Origin of the sequence: Paenibacillus sp. Marseille-P2973 (genome assembly GCF_018101095.1) — a bacterium.
In the GTDB taxonomy this organism is placed as follows: domain Bacteria; phylum Bacillota; class Bacilli; order Paenibacillales; family Paenibacillaceae; genus Fontibacillus; species Fontibacillus vini.
Map to the genome: position 1 here is coordinate 124,768 of NZ_JAGQEH010000003.1, position 14,086 is coordinate 138,853.

12 protein-coding genes are annotated in these 14,086 nt (G+C 54.9%); 9 read left to right on the forward strand and 3 right to left on the reverse strand.

The features are described from left to right. Positions 1-5 precede the first annotated feature (5 nt). The 4 genes from yjbM to KB559_RS07420 all read left to right on the forward strand — a co-directional run bounded on the left by yjbM (position 6) and on the right by KB559_RS07420 (position 3,021). A complete protein-coding gene (gene yjbM, locus KB559_RS07405; RefSeq protein ID WP_211021098.1) occupies positions 6-821 on the forward strand; it encodes a GTP diphosphokinase in 816 nt (271 codons plus the stop codon). Further along, on the forward strand, positions 811-1,284 hold the full coding sequence (locus tag KB559_RS07410) for a DUF309 domain-containing protein (RefSeq protein WP_211021099.1): 474 nt from the start codon (positions 811-813) through the stop codon (positions 1,282-1,284). The genes yjbM and KB559_RS07410 overlap by 11 nt, the downstream gene beginning before the upstream one ends. 100 nt (positions 1,285-1,384) lie before the next feature. Next, the gene (locus KB559_RS07415; protein WP_211021100.1) at positions 1,385-2,155 is read left to right on the forward strand and encodes a pseudouridine synthase; all 771 of its coding nucleotides are present in this window, start codon (positions 1,385-1,387) and stop codon (positions 2,153-2,155) included. Positions 2,156-2,208: 53 nt separating this feature from the next. Continuing rightward, positions 2,209-3,021, forward strand: a complete 813-nt coding sequence (locus tag KB559_RS07420) for a Cof-type HAD-IIB family hydrolase (RefSeq protein ID WP_211021101.1) — start codon at positions 2,209-2,211, stop codon at positions 3,019-3,021. A gap of 81 nt (positions 3,022-3,102) precedes the next feature. Here the strand turns inward: KB559_RS07420 and KB559_RS07425 are convergent, their stop codons facing one another. Next, positions 3,103-3,198 carry a YjcZ family sporulation protein gene (locus tag KB559_RS07425; protein ID WP_211021102.1) on the reverse strand — a complete coding sequence of 32 codons (96 nt, stop codon included), beginning with the start codon at positions 3,196-3,198 and terminating at the stop codon, positions 3,103-3,105. 267 nt (positions 3,199-3,465) lie between these two features. Between KB559_RS07425 and KB559_RS07430 the strand changes: the two genes are divergently transcribed. Continuing rightward, the gene (locus KB559_RS07430; protein ID WP_211021103.1) at positions 3,466-4,692 is read left to right on the forward strand and encodes a copper amine oxidase N-terminal domain-containing protein; all 1,227 of its coding nucleotides are present in this window, start codon (positions 3,466-3,468) and stop codon (positions 4,690-4,692) included. A gap of 99 nt (positions 4,693-4,791) precedes the next feature. Here the strand turns inward: KB559_RS07430 and KB559_RS07435 are convergent, their stop codons facing one another. Further along, on the reverse strand, positions 4,792-6,237 hold the full coding sequence (locus tag KB559_RS07435; RefSeq protein ID WP_211021104.1) for an RsmB/NOP family class I SAM-dependent RNA methyltransferase: 1,446 nt from the start codon (positions 6,235-6,237) through the stop codon (positions 4,792-4,794). A 342-nt stretch (positions 6,238-6,579) separates the two neighbouring features. On the opposite strand from KB559_RS07435, the gene KB559_RS07440 reads away from it, so the two are divergent. From KB559_RS07440 to KB559_RS07450, 3 genes are read left to right on the forward strand one after another with little or no spacing between them, the layout of a single operon-like run. Further along, complete coding sequence (locus KB559_RS07440; protein ID WP_211021105.1) at positions 6,580-7,704, forward strand: glycosyltransferase family 4 protein; 1,125 nt, start codon at positions 6,580-6,582, stop codon at positions 7,702-7,704. A 13-nt stretch (positions 7,705-7,717) separates the two neighbouring features. Continuing rightward, a complete protein-coding gene (locus KB559_RS07445; protein ID WP_211021106.1) occupies positions 7,718-9,034 on the forward strand; it encodes a metallophosphoesterase family protein in 1,317 nt (438 codons plus the stop codon). Beyond that, entirely contained in the window at positions 9,034-12,237 is a 3,204-nt protein-coding gene (locus tag KB559_RS07450; RefSeq protein WP_211021107.1) for an AAA family ATPase, read from the forward strand. The genes KB559_RS07445 and KB559_RS07450 overlap by 1 nt, the downstream gene beginning before the upstream one ends. Before the next feature lie 32 nt (positions 12,238-12,269). Here KB559_RS07450 and KB559_RS07455 read toward each other — a convergent pair whose 3' ends face one another. Further along, entirely contained in the window at positions 12,270-13,310 is a 1,041-nt protein-coding gene (locus KB559_RS07455; RefSeq protein ID WP_211021108.1) for a YkvI family membrane protein, read from the reverse strand. A gap of 103 nt (positions 13,311-13,413) precedes the next feature. Here KB559_RS07455 and KB559_RS07460 point away from each other — a divergent pair, with 103 nt between their 5' ends. Further along, positions 13,414-13,986 carry a xanthine phosphoribosyltransferase gene (locus KB559_RS07460; RefSeq protein ID WP_211021109.1) on the forward strand — a complete coding sequence of 191 codons (573 nt, stop codon included), beginning with the start codon at positions 13,414-13,416 and terminating at the stop codon, positions 13,984-13,986. The last annotated feature ends 100 nt before the right edge of the window (positions 13,987-14,086 follow it).

The following is a 14,086-nucleotide window of genomic DNA, read 5'->3' on the forward strand; positions in this document are numbered from 1 at the left end:
ACGCAATGGACAATAGAGATTGGGGAACTTTTTTGCTTCCTTACGAGCAAACGGTTGAGGAACTGAAGGTTAAATTCAAAACGATGCGGTCCGAGTTGAAGAAGCGTGAGGAATACGCTCCGATTGAATTTGTGACCGGCAGGGTCAAGAAGATTTCAAGCATTCTCGATAAGGCTAAAAGATTGGACGTCTCGATGGACGATCTGGAGACGGGGATCGAGGATATCGCGGGTATTCGGATCATGTGCCAGTTCGTGGAGGACATCCGCCGCGTAGCGCAATATATCCGACTGCGCAAGGATCTGACCGTACTGTATGAGAAAGATTACATTACGAACTACAAGGAAAGCGGATATCGCAGCTTCCATATGATCGTGGAATACCCGGTACAGACGGCGCTCGGCCAAAAAAACGTGCTCGCCGAAATCCAAATCCGGACACTGGCGATGAATTTCTGGGCGACGATTGAACATTCCCTGAACTATAAATTTAAAGAGAGTCTTCCTGATGAGATGAGGAAGCGTCTGAAGAAGGCTGCTGAGGCGGCGAATGTACTGGATAATGAAATGTCCAGCATCCGTCAGGAGATTCTGATCGCGCAGAAGAGCTTCGAGGACAATTCGAATATCGTCTCCCAGTTGCTTGCAGCGATCCATCAGTTGTATTTTTACCATCTCGTTTCCGAAGCGATCGATGCGCAGGAGCGGTTTGACCGCTTGTGGCAAAACCATGATATGGAAGGGATGAAGGATCTGCTCGCCGGGGTCAAAGGCTTGATCAAGGCTTCCAAAAAAGTGGAGGAGCCCGGAGATGAGCTATGAGCCGCTGTACGTGGCTTACCTGATCTATTTTAATCGGGACCGGGATTATTTCGAGTGCCATGAGGTGCTGGAAGAACTCTGGCTTAAGCTGGACAGGGAGCCGCTGTATAAAGGGCTGCTTCAGGTAGCGGTCGGTTTGTATCATTTCCGGAACGGTAACGTCACGGGCGGGAGAAAGATGCTGCGCTCCGCAACGGAACGGCTTGCGCCGTATCCCGCAGACGCGCTTGGGATCGATCTTGGCCGCTTAAGAAGCGAGGCGGAGGTCTATGCGGGCAGGCTGGAGAATTATGACCGGGAGCCGTTTGATTATTATGACCTGAGCATCGAGTTGCGGGACCCCATTCTGATCCAGGCGGTAGAGCAAGCGTCTCCGCATATCGCGCCGAATATTCCGCAGCAGCGCGGCCCCCGCCGGGGAGCCAAGCATGAAGCGCGTGAAGCCAATAAACAACGAAATTGATTCATGCGGAATCGGAAAGATGCAGCTACTCCCCAGGAGCGGCTGCATTTTGCATGTTTATGTTACAATACATCTGTTGGCTGGAGGTGGAACTAAGTCTATGAGTGAAGGAAAAAAGACGCAACGCATCGATAAGATCCTCGGTAATTTGGGATACGGTTCCCGCTCCGACATTAAGAAAATGGTGAAGCAGGGAAGAATTTCGCTCAATGGTACCGTGGTCAAGGACAGCGGAATTCAGAGCAACCCGAACACGGATGTGATCGAGGTTGACGGAGAGAAGATTTTTTACCGGGAATTTGTTTATATTATGCTGCACAAACCGCCGGGTGTAATCTCGGCGACCGAGGACTTGCGCGAGAGAACGGTGTTGGACTTGCTGCCCGTGGATTTTCGGGTGTTTTCGCCCTTCCCGGTCGGACGGTTAGATAAGGATACCGAAGGATTGCTGCTTTTGACGAATGACGGGCAGCTCGCACATGATCTGCTCTCTCCGAGAAAGCATGTACCCAAAACGTATTTAGCCGACTGTGTAGGCCGGATCGGGGATCGTGAAGCCGAATTGTTCGCCGCAGGCGTTGAACTGGACGACGGATATGTAACGTTGCCGGCCCGGATGGAAGTGGCGGAGCATGGCACCTATGAGGATGGTCAGGCAAGAACGCGAATCTTCCTCACGATCTCGGAGGGGAAATTCCATCAGGTCAAACGGATGCTTGAGGCTGTTGGCTCGAAGGTGACCTATCTGAAGCGGATATCGATGGGCCCGCTCTTGCTGGATGAAGAGCTGCCGATCGGTGAATTCCGCGAGTTGACCGGGCAGGAATTGGAGTCGCTGCGTTCCTATAAAAATAAACAGAACATGATTTGAGCGGCGTGACAGGGGGTACCCTGCGCTGGGATCATGCACGAAGGAGTTTAGAGATGAAATACAAACTGATTGCTCTGGATGTCGACGGTACTCTTTTGAATGATGACCATGAACTGTCGCCGGGAACGGCGGAAACGATCAAGCGGATTGCGGAGCAGGGGACGGAATTTGTCCTTTGTACCGGGCGCGCTCCGGTCAACTCGATTCCTTTTATGCGGGAAATGGGCTTAAAAGGGTATGTAATAACCCATAACGGAGCTGCAACCGTTGATGTGCAAACCGAGGAGATCGTGCATGAATTCGCCTTGGACCCTAAAGGGCTGGACCGGTATATTGATTATTGCCGCGAGAAAGGCGTGCATTATGACGTCAACACCACATTTTCTTTGTATGTACAGGGGGCGTCGGGTCTCAGCAAGGAAGCGCTCGATATGTACCATCTCTATATGATGGAACCGAAGGATCTTCCGGAATGGGCCGATTTCAAGGAACCGATCGTGAAAATGACGATTACGGCGGAAATGCAGCAACTGGATGCGATACATGCGGACTGGAATCTTTGGCCTCAGGAGTTTAACGTTTTGCGGAGCGGCGACTTTTTTATCGATATCATGCATAAAGAAGCGTCAAAGGGCGCAGCTCTGAAAAAACTGGCCGAAAAGCGCGGCATCCCGGCGGAAGAAGTGATGGCGATCGGCAATTATTACAACGATTTAACGATGTTGACCTTTGCCGGACTCGGCGTGGCTATGGATAATTCCCCGCTCGAGGTTAAAGCGGCGGCAAATGCAGTGACGGCATCCAACAATGAAGAAGGGGTCAAGCTGGCCTTGGAAAAATATTGCCTTGAGGAGTCCGTTAAATAATCAGCGATAGCAGGTAACTAAAAAAAAAAGACCGCCGAGCCATAAGCTCCGGCGGTTTTTCAATCTCAGGTGGTCTGTGCGTTACAGGACCCAGGCACGGGAAACGATAACCAGCAAGATGAAAAGTACCAAAATAGCTCCTGTCGAAGTGAAGCCGCCGCCATAAATTTCACCCATTGTTATTCCTCCCTTGTTTTATGAATGTTGATCCCGTCGTAATGCGGGATATCGTATAGTATGCAAAGCGTGGTAGACGGTATGGACAGAAGTCCTCTTTGTTACGGAATTAGGATATGGCCTTGCCTCCTGTCCCTCTAATTGCCTAATTGGCTCACTGCCATTCAAGAAAATTGGAGGTCTCCGGAACTTCTTGCGAGGTTGAAACGTCATATTAATGTGTGTATGGGTTGGGTTTCCTAATTTTCATAATGGAGGTATTGCTCGATGGTATTCAAATCAAAAATTCACGCCATGGTGTCCATTGCCGCCCTGGCCGTCACGATCGCCGGTTCGCTTCCGTTCTCATCTCCGGCGTCGGCAAAAAGCGGTTCTCTTGCTCAAGTCTCAAGCGGGATAAAGGTCACTATGAACGGCGATGAATTTCAGCCGAATTCTGCTCCCTACATCAAAAAAGGCACGGTTTATTTGCCATTGCGGGATATTGGAGAGCTGCTCGGGAGCGTTGTATTCTGGAACTCCTCTTCCAAAACAGTGACGATGACTTATCCGGAGTTGACGGTTAAACTGAATTACGGCTCAGAGAAAGCGACTGTGAACGGCAAAGCGAAAACCTTGACGGCGCCGCTCGGTTTGGTCAATGGAAGGATTTATGTTCCGCTGCGCTTTTTGTCCGAAGCGACCGGAGCTGATGTTAAATGGAATGCCAAGACACAAACGGTAAGCATTTCCCAATCGAATGAAATCGTGAAGGGGATTGGGGTCAACAGCAACATTTGGTTGAAGCGGGGAACCGGAGAACTTTATATTGCCCACCCATATGAACAAGCCCCGGTTAAGGTCGGAAAAGTGGATGCGGATTTCAAGGAATTGATATCGCTGAATATGTTTATGACAAGCAATGGAAATATGCTGTTGACGATTATGGATAATCACGGAGAGCCTCATATCAATTACGACGTATATGGAGTTCTCGTGCGTAACAACGCCATCGTGAGCCAAAAGAAAGCAAGCTATTTCCAGCGTTATGAAGAAAATGAGATTTACTATCAATATTTGGACGAGGCAAAGAATGAGTATGTTGAGCGTACTTTGCTGACGGACGGCAGGACGCTGAGCGTGTTCGATTCCGAAGGCAAAGAGGTTGAGAAATATGATCTGCCTACCTTGGCCGGCAAAGATGAGAACTATGCGGTTCTGGGAGCGGGCAAGGATTATCTGGTCGTCAGGCCGAACCGAAGTGGATTTGTTACGGTTATTGACCTGAAAAACAACACGAAGGTGGAAATGTACGATAAGGTGTTGACAGGCGATGATCTGGACTACGCCCGGAACAATGATGTCCCTTACCATGGAGATATCCTGGGGTATCTGGGCGAAGATACTTCGACCGGAAACCTTCTGTTCAGTTACGACAGTCCGTTCGACAATAAGCCGATTAAAGTGTTTACTTATAACCTGAAAACCGGGAAAACGGGTACCCATTCCGAATGACATATGTATAGCGGTATTAAATTCAAATAAAAATGACGGTGCAGAGATGATAAATCTTCGCGCCGTCATTTTTTTGTTGAGAATGCGATTCAAAGCCGGTTATCCGGGCCACCGCAGGCCTTTGGGCAGGTGATTTTTGAGCTGGCCACCGCTCGCCTTGCCCCAGCCGAGCGGGAAGCTCTCCCCGCCGCAGGCGATGGCGACCAGGCACCAGCCGCGCAAATCTTCAGGTACGGGGAGCGTCTCCCCGTGGAGATAGGCGGTGACGGAAGGTGAGTCCGCCGCGAGTGTCCAGACGCGGACGGCATCGTCACCGGCAGCGCTTGACGCCATGGCCAGTGCGTGTGCGGGCATAAACCGGCCCTTGTGATACTCGCCGAGCTGGAGACCGGCACGCGGAATCTTCAGGCCGGTGAGACGCTCCGCATTCAAGGCGAGCCCCTCGCTGCGGGGCAGCAGGTACAGCGCTTCGCCGAACAGGATCGGCTCGCCGTCCGCGGCGAAGCCGGGAAGCTCGTCCGCGGCAAAGGCGCGGAACGCGTCCAAGGCAGCAGCGGTATCGCGGCCGCCGGCGGACTTGCCGCCTTGTCCGGCGCGATGGCGGCTGCCTGCACGCTCGGAACGCTTCTTGCTGTCCTTGTCTCGCCCAGGCTCCGCCTGCAGCGAGTTCTCGGCCACCGCCCCGTCGGCGGCTCGTTCCAGCAAGGCAACATAATGGCCTTCGCCTTCCTGGAGATGCGGCCAAATTCGTTTCTCGGCGCTCAGCTTGAGGAAGGGATACTCCGTCAGTAAACGGGAGATCGTGTCTTCATTTTCGCGCCGGTTGAAGGTGCAGGTGGAATAAGCCAGCTTGCCACCCGGCTTCAGCATGGCGACCGCGTCACGCAGGATATCCCATTGACGCGCGGCGCATAGCTCCACTGCGTCCGGAGACCATTCTTCTACGGCATCAGGGTCTTTGCGGAACATACCCTCTCCGGAGCATGGGGCATCCAGCATAATGCGGTCAAACGTGAGCGGAAAGCGGGAGGAAAGCTCTGCCGGGGTTGCGTTGGTAACCACGGTTCCTCGGATCCCCATGCGTTCCACATTCTCGGCGAGAATCCGTGCGCGCTGCGGATGGATTTCATTGCTGATCAGCAGCCCTTCGCCCTTCATTTTAGCGGCGATTTGCGTTGTTTTACCGCCGGGGGCGGCCGCCAGGTCCAATATGGTTTCACCGGGCTGAGGATTTAACAGTTCAACGGCCGACATGGCCGAGGGCTCCTGAATATAATAAAGTCCGGCCGCATGATACGGATGCTTGCCTGGGCGGTTGTTGCCCTCATAAAAGTAGCCCGAATCGCACCACGGCACAGGACGAAGCCCGAACAGCCCCGATATTTCTCCAGCTGCGGCCGAATCGGGGCTCAGTTTCAAGGTGTTGAAGCGTAGCCCGTAGGTCCGCTGAGCTTCGTAACTGCGGAAAAACGACTTACTATCGGCTTCCCCCAGCATAGCTGAGACCTGGGCGCGAAATGCGTCAGGCAGGGTTGGCTTGGTCATCGGCGATATGCTCCTTTTTAAAGGTTGTTCAAAAAGTCATCTTTCCAGGACGAAGCAGATCATGAAGCGGATTCGACGTCGAATCTTGAATTCAGCCGGGCCTTCCGTTGCTCACGTACCTAATGTACGCTCCGCTACTCAGTCCCTATCTTCTTCCAACCTTCTCGGTCCTGGAAACCTGACTTTTTGAATCTTGATCTTTTACAAGAAATGTTACTTTCGCAGTTTAACATAACCTTTTTTATTCTCAAAAGGGGAATGGATGTTCCGTCCTGCCTATGGCATAATGGAGAAGCAAGCGGTTCATCCGCAAACTAGAAAGAGAAGCAAAGGAGAACCCTTATGAAATTGCTGCAAGCTTTGTTTTTTCCTCCGGAACAGCCGGGGGGCGTATCGTCGATGATTCCTTATCTGCAAGAGCGGTTCAAGGCTCCCCATTGGGAGATGGAGCTGTTCTCGCTGCCCAAGCGGATTCGCTCCAAGGGCAGCGGCCCCGTGGAATTTCAAACGTTCGATTGGCATGAATTTGAAGAAAGTCCGATCGTGCAAAAATATGTTCAAACGTACCGTGATTATCTCTGGTGGACGAGGCTGCGGCTTCAACGCTCCTATGATCTGATCCATGCCCATCACCCGATCGCGGGTTTGGCGATGAAAGAGGTTTTTCCGGAAACGCCGGTGATTCAGAGCATCCATTCCAGCTATGAGCGGGAATTGATTCTGAACGGACGGATAGAGGAGAACGGCCTCGAACACCGGTTTCTTACTTCCCTATATAAAGAGATGGAGCACAAAACTGACAGAATGTATACGGTCTCCCGCTCTTTTCGCGATTATTTAAGTCCCTATGTGACTCAGCCTGAAAATATTGGCATCATCCCGAACGGTTTCGATGAGAAACGGTTCAAACCGGTGCCGCATGAGAATGAAGTCGCACAATTGGTTACTGTGTGCCGTCTCGTCCCTGCGAAAGGGCTCGATATCCTGCTACAGGCTTGTTCCGAGCTCAAGTCGAGAGGGCTGAATTATGTCCTGCATATTATCGGCGACGGTCCGATTCGCAAGGAGCTGGAAGAATTGGCCCAACGGCTCGGCATTTATGATGAGACGATTTTTTATGGATATACGCTGCATCCCGAAGAATTTATGCCCTTTTTCGATATATTTGTGCTTCCTTCCCGTGCGGAGGCGTTCGGGTCGGTATTTGCGGAGGCTGCGCTTTGCTCGCTGGCCCTCGTAGGCTCTGAGGTCGGCGGGATTGCGGAGCAAATCGTAGACGGCTCGAACGGGCTGCTGGTACCGCCTGAGGATCCCGTCCGTTTGGCAGACGCACTGGAGAAGGTCATCGTCGATCCCGCCTATCGCTATGAGTTGGCCCGGTCGGGATCGGATTATGCGAAAAACCATTATTCCCTGAATCGGGTAGTTCACGAGCTGAAAAAACTGTATTTGCAATTTGACCGATGAAAGAGTGAATTATATGCCAGCATTTCGATTTATTCATGCGGCCGATCTGCATCTGGACACCCCGTTCTCGGGAATGACCGGGTTGCCGGACCGGCTGCGCAGCCATATTCGGGAGTCCACCTTCGCCGCGCTCGGCGATTTGGTGGACCTTGCCGTGTCCGAAGCGGCGGATTTCCTGGTGGTCAGCGGCGATATATATGATGCGTCGGATTCCTCGCTCCGGGCCCAACTGCGGCTTAAGGAAGCATGGGATAAGTTAGAGCGGCACGGAATTCCGGTGTACATCATCCATGGGAACCACGATCCGCTAAGCAGCAGCCGGATGCGCCTCTCCAGCCCGTCTAATGTGACGGTCTTCGGAGGCAGCCGGCCTGAAAGCGTTACGGCACGACGGCGCAGCGACGGACAACCTGTCGCGGTGGTCAGCGGGATATCCTATCCGACGGCATCGGTAACGGAGAATACATCGCTTCTTTTTCGGCGGGATCCCGATTCCGCTCTCTTTCATATTGCGCTTCTGCATGCCAACGTGGACCGACAGGAAGGCCACGATGCCTATTCCCCTTGCTCGCTGAAGGATTTGCGGGACTCTGGCTATGATTACTGGGCGCTTGGGCATATTCACAAGCGTCAGGTACTTAGTATGTCCCCATGGGTGGTATACCCAGGCAATCTGCAGGGCCGAAGTTTAAAAGAAACCGGGCCGAAGGGCTGTTATATCGTGGATGTCCCGGAGGACGGAGAAGCCGTTCTCCATTTCCGCGAGCTGGACCATGTCCGGTGGACCGAACTGGAAGTGCCGATCGGAGATCTGCCAACGGAAGAGGCCTGGAAGGAGCGGGTGGAAGAACTGCTGGAGGAATCGAGGGATCCGGCGGGCGGCAAAACCGGTATTATCCGGTTTACGTTTACCGGACGAGGACCGCTGCATCATATGCTCCAGTCAGGCCGGGAATGCGCTGATTTGCTGCTGGAGCTGCAGCGCCGGGAGAGCATGCGGATGGAGGACGATCCGTCGCCGGCTCTTCATGGTGTGGTGTGGCCCGTCGGTTTTAAGGTAAAGACGGGCGTGGATTTTGACAGGAGCCAATTGGTCCAGGAGGACAGCTTCCTCGGCGAACTGCTGAGGCTGGCGGACGAGGCCGAGATGAGGCCGGAACTGAGGGATTCACTGGTGGATTCCGCGCTTGCGCCTCTCCAGGAGCACCGTTATTTGCGCGGACTGATGAAATCGCTGGGTTCCGATGAGCGGCTGGATTTGTTACAGCGGGCTCAGGAGCTGGCCTCCTCCCTGCTGACCGAAGAGGGACCTAAGGGAGGGAACGCCTGATGCGATTGGAGAAGCTGCAAGTTAGCGGGTTTGGCCATTTGCATGGCCTTCAAGTGGAGCTCGGTGGACCGGTAACCGTTCTATACGGCCCGAACGAAGCCGGAAAAAGCACGCTGCTAGGCTTTGTCCGGGCCATGCTGTTCGGCATTCCCTCGCGGACATACGGTACGCAGCGTTATGAACCGGTCGGCGGTGGAACGCACGGCGGAATGCTTGCCGTTTCCGGCGACGACGGAACGCGCTGGCTGATCGAGCGCTACGCCCAGCCACCGGAAGGAGCCGGCCTATCGGGCGCACGGGGGGACCGGCTGCGGATTACCCGCACCGGCGCGGACGGGCAGCTCCTTGAGCTGTCTCAGGAGGAGATGCAGCGCGAGCTGCTTGGCGGCATGTCCAAGGAAATGTTCCGCCAGCTGTTCGCGGTCTCCCTTACGGAGCTGCAAGAGGTGTCGGCGCTTCAATCGGAGGAGATGAGCCGCTTCCTGTTCCACGCGGGGATCGGCGGAGGCGCCGCCGTCCTGCGCGGCGAGAAGAAGCTTGTCCAGGAAATGGACAAGCTGTACCGGCCGCGGGGACGGAACCAGGAGATAGCGCAGATCCTGCAAGCCGTGGAACGGCTCGAGCGCCAGGCCGGTGCGGCCAAATCGCTGCTTCCGCGCTATCAGGAGGTGCTCCGGGAGCTTAAGGAGGTCGACGCCGGTTTGGCAACGGTCGAAGCGGCACTGTCCGAACGAGGACGGACGGCCTCTCTCCTGAAGAAGGCGGCCTCCAGCCGGCCGGATTGGATCAGGCTGGAGGCGCTGCGGGGCGAGCTGGACGGGCTGCCGGAGCGCAGTCCTTTTCCGGAGCAGGGGCTGTCCCGCTGGCAGAGTCTGCAGGAGGAGGGAGAACGCCTGCGGCTCGAGTCAGGCGAGTTGAGAAGGAGAATCGCCGCGCTGCAAGGCGAGGAGAATGCTCTCGCTTTGCAGCCGGATGTGCTTGAACGGGAGGCCGGGCTTCGCGCTTTGGCCGGTCGGCTGCCCTCGTATGAGAGCGGGCTGAAGGACCTCGCCGGGCTCCGGGCGGAAGCGGAGCAGATGCAGGGCAAGCTGGATCAGGTTTTGCGGAGCATTCATGCCGACTGGACCGCGGAGCGGCTGCGGGCTTTTGCGGGAACAGTTGGTGAGCGGGAGACGGTGCGGCAGTATATGAGCCGTTTTCATGCTTATGACAAGGAAATGGACATGCTTCACAATGAGCGTTACAAGCTCGAACGCGAAGCGGCTGGTCTGAAGTCCGCGTATATTCAGGCTGCGCAGCGGCTTGAGGAGAGCAGGGAGGCCGGACGCCGTCAGTTTGCGGACCTAGTCCCGGCGGAGCGATTGCAGATCCGTGAGTTGTGGAACGAGATCAGCGTGCTGCTTGACCGGTGGCGGGCAGCAGCGGCTTCCCGGCAGGAGGACCGGCGAGCGGCGGAAGCGGAGGCGGCTGCGCAAGCGCGAGTTCATTCCCTGTACGGCCGGCTACTGGCCGGGACGGCTGTCCTGACGATATTGCTGCCCGCTGCGCTGTGGTTCACGACGAAATCCGGCTGGAGCGCTTTGCTCGGCGGAATTGTCCTCTTGGGCTTTGATGTATATCTGGCATCCGGTTTATTGTCGGGAAGCCGGAATCAAGCGGATGGCAGGAGAATGCGTCGCCGCAGCATTCACGGCGAGGCGCCCCTATCGTCCTCACCGGATGAGCGGAGACTGCGGGAGCTGTTGCCCCGGCTTATCACGCACCCTCTGTCGGCTGCGGGGCGTGTAGATGCCGGCTGGGTCGACGCCGAGCCTCAGGCATTGGAAGAGGAGGAACGCGGGCTCCGCAAGCTGATGGAGAATTGGCAGCTGTGGGATCAGCGGCATGAAGCTTTGGAAACGGCAGCCGAGGATTGCCGGTTTAAGGCGGAAGGAAAAGCGCGGGAACTGGAAGGATTGGAGCGAGAAATGTCTCGAAGGGAATCCCATCTTGCCGGGCTCTCGCAGGAATGGGAAGAATGGCTGCAGGAGCGGCATTTACACGGCGAGCTGTCCCCGGAGGCGGCGCTGGATGTGTTCCGGCTCGCCGAGCAAGGCCGGGATTGGCTCGGACGGCTGGATGCTCTGTCCCTCAAGATGACCGCTTTGCAGGAAGCGGCCGATGCATTCGAAAGGGATTGCCGGGAATGGACCGGAGATCGGAATGGATCCCCTGTCTGGAACGCTTCCTCCGAGCTGCGCAGAGCTCTGGCCGAGCTGGAAATTCAGCTTGACTTGAAGGCAAGGCGCGAGCGGCTTGCAGACAAGCGAATCCCTTTGGAAGAGGAGCTTGGACGAAACATGGATCGGCAGGAAGCGGTTCAGGCCACCGAGCGCCACCTGCTCGAGGAAAGTGGAGCGGCAGATGGAGAAGCATATTTGCGCTACGGGGCCGAAGCGGAGCGAAAGCAGCAGCTTCAGTCCGAGCTGCGACAAGCGGAGCTTGTGCTGTTCAGTTCGATGAGTGAGCCTCAGCGGGTTGAATTGGAGGAGTTGCTGCGCGGTCAGGAGGAAATACTGACACGGTCCGCGGAAGCGGCTAGGATGAAGCTCGAGGAAGCAGAAGCCGAGCGCAGGCAGCTGCAAGAACGGCGAGGCCGGCTGCTGCAAGAGCAAGAGAGCCTGGAGGCAAGGGGCCTTCAGGAGGATCTGCAGCAGCAGCTAGCGGAACAGCAGGCCGCGCTGGACGGGGCGGTTGACCGCTATGCGGTCATGGCGGTATGCAACGAGTTGATTACGCGGGTCCGCAAAATTTACGAGGAAGAGCGCCAGCCTCAGGTTCTTCAGGCCGCGTCAGCCTATTTGGCGGAAATGACCGGCGGGACCTACCGGCGCATCCTTATGAAGATGGGAAGCCAGGAATTGATGGCGGAACACCGGGATCATGGCCCGATCAGCAGCTCGTACTTAAGCCGCGGCACGGCCGAACAATTGTATCTGGCCATGAGGCTGGCTCTCTCTGGAGCTGTGTCCGGCCAAGCCGCGATGCCCGTCCTGCTTGACGATTTGTTCGTGAATTTCGATGCGGCACGCATGGAAGGCACCTTGTCGGTACTGAAGCGAATTTCGGAGCGGCACCAAGTGATCATGATGACATGCCATGCTCATGTGGTTGAAAGCGTTAAAGCCCAGTTTCCGGGAGCGCAGATCATTGAGATGCCTTAATCCGCGTAAAGAGCGCATTGTGCGGCCGGATGCTACGATCTATCGTTTGACCGATACAATCCTAACATGACCGCCCAGAGCAGGCTGAACAAACCAAACGCGGGATAGAGGATAGACAAGAGCGCGCTGAATCCGAACTGGCTTGTCAGATAGCAGATGATCAGAATACTGATGGAGATCAGTTTCGGAGAGATTTTCAGGCGTTGCTTCAATTGGAGGGTTACCCCGTATACATCGGCGACGAACGTACTGAAGATCTCCATAAAAATGAGAACGATATAAATGAGCTGAATGACGGTGCCTAGCTGTTGGGCGATGCTGCCCATCGGAATTTCGAACTGGACGATGCCGGGCATGTAGGCCGAGAGGGCGAAATGTCCCGCCATCAGCATAAACCCGACGCCCGCACCGCCGAGAATGCCGCCCCAAACGATGGTTCTGCGGCTCTCCGTATGGCTGCCGATCGGGACCAGCACGGCTTGGGCCATCGACAAATTAAAGGCGGTATACATCAGCGGTGAGGCCCAGGCGGCGAGCAAAGGAGCATCTGTGGTAATGGTGAAGAACCGCGACGCCCCCGGGGAGCCCGCGGTATTGAAAATGATGGCCAGCGATAAGGTCAGCATCATGGGAACGACAATGGAATTCAGCTTCATAACGCCCCCGATGCCTCGTCCAAGCAACAGATAGGTACAAATGAGTGTAATCCACAAGCCGATCTGATAATGCATTCCGAAATGCTCCATAAATACCGATCCGGCTCCAGCCAGCATCACGCTGTTGACGCCGATCAGAACAACCATGGTAAACAGGCTTAGACTTTGGCCGATCCGGTCGCCGAATAGCTTGCGGTTGAGATCCTCATACGATTCCGCTTTGATTTGTCTCGCCAGCAGCATCATTTTGGTGCCCAGCCAAATGAACAGAACCGTTGACAGGAGGATGGTCAAGGCCGCCCATTTGCCGTATCGGGTAAAAAACTGGAGTATTTCCTGGCCTGTAGCAAAGCCGGCGCCGACGACGGTGCCGATATAAGTGAAAGCGATTTGCATAACTTTTACGGCATTTTTCATGGTTTTCCCCCCGGCCGATGTGCTATATATAGTACAAGGTATGTTGTCCGGGAACGGGACATGACTCAAACTCTAAATGAGATCTAGTTCGGGAGGAAATGGAATGGAGAAATTGAAACAAGCAATCGTGGAGCAGGGCGTGGTCGTATCGGATCAGGTATTGAAGCTGGATGCACTGCTGAATCACCAGGTCGATCCGGCGCTGACGATGGAAATGGGCAAACAATTTGCGGAACGGTTCCGGGATGACGGCGTAACCCGGGTAGTTACGGTAGAATCCTCAGGAATTGCCGTCGCTTTTGCTACGGCCTATGAGCTTGGGGTACCGCTGGTATTTGCCCGCCGCAAAAAAACGCTGCTCGCTGAACCGGACATGCTATGCGAACGGGTTCCTTCGTTTACGAAGGGCATCGTGACGGATATATTGATTTCCCGGGAATTTATTTCGCCGGATGACCGGATTCTGTTCATCGACGACATTATCGCTAATGGAGATGCAGCCAGAGGTCTCGTGAAAATCATTGAACGTTCCGGAGCAACGTTGGTCGGCGCAGGTATCGTGGTCGAAAAATGCTTCCAGCTCGGTGCGAATGCGTTGCGCGAGCAGGGAGTGCGTTTGGAGTCGCTCGCTAAAATCGCTTCGCTGGAGGGCGGAGACATCATTTTCGCGGACTAGAACGAAAACATGAAAATTAATTGGTTCCAATTTTGCAACAGTTCTTTGCAGGCCTCTTTTTTTTCGTTATAATGAGGATTACTAGGGAGAGGAGGCTTAC

Coding starts and splice junctions, on each gene's coding strand:
- KB559_RS07430 (WP_211021103.1), top strand. CDS start 3,466: ATGGTATTCAAATCAAAAATTCACGCCATGGTGTCCATTGCCGCCCTG.
- KB559_RS07440 (WP_211021105.1), top strand. CDS start 6,580: ATGAAATTGCTGCAAGCTTTGTTTTTTCCTCCGGAACAGCCGGGGGGC.
- KB559_RS07425 (WP_211021102.1), bottom strand. CDS start 3,198: ATGGGTGAAATTTATGGCGGCGGCTTCACTTCGACAGGAGCTATTTTG.
- KB559_RS07435 (WP_211021104.1), bottom strand. CDS start 6,237: ATGACCAAGCCAACCCTGCCTGACGCATTTCGCGCCCAGGTCTCAGCT.
- KB559_RS07415 (WP_211021100.1), top strand. CDS start 1,385: ATGAGTGAAGGAAAAAAGACGCAACGCATCGATAAGATCCTCGGTAAT.
- yjbM (WP_211021098.1), top strand. CDS start 6: ATGGACAATAGAGATTGGGGAACTTTTTTGCTTCCTTACGAGCAAACG.
- KB559_RS07455 (WP_211021108.1), bottom strand. CDS start 13,310: ATGAAAAATGCCGTAAAAGTTATGCAAATCGCTTTCACTTATATCGGC.
- KB559_RS07445 (WP_211021106.1), top strand. CDS start 7,718: ATGCCAGCATTTCGATTTATTCATGCGGCCGATCTGCATCTGGACACC.
- KB559_RS07450 (WP_211021107.1), top strand. CDS start 9,034: ATGCGATTGGAGAAGCTGCAAGTTAGCGGGTTTGGCCATTTGCATGGC.
- KB559_RS07460 (WP_211021109.1), top strand. CDS start 13,414: ATGGAGAAATTGAAACAAGCAATCGTGGAGCAGGGCGTGGTCGTATCG.
- KB559_RS07410 (WP_211021099.1), top strand. CDS start 811: ATGAGCTATGAGCCGCTGTACGTGGCTTACCTGATCTATTTTAATCGG.
- KB559_RS07420 (WP_211021101.1), top strand. CDS start 2,209: ATGAAATACAAACTGATTGCTCTGGATGTCGACGGTACTCTTTTGAAT.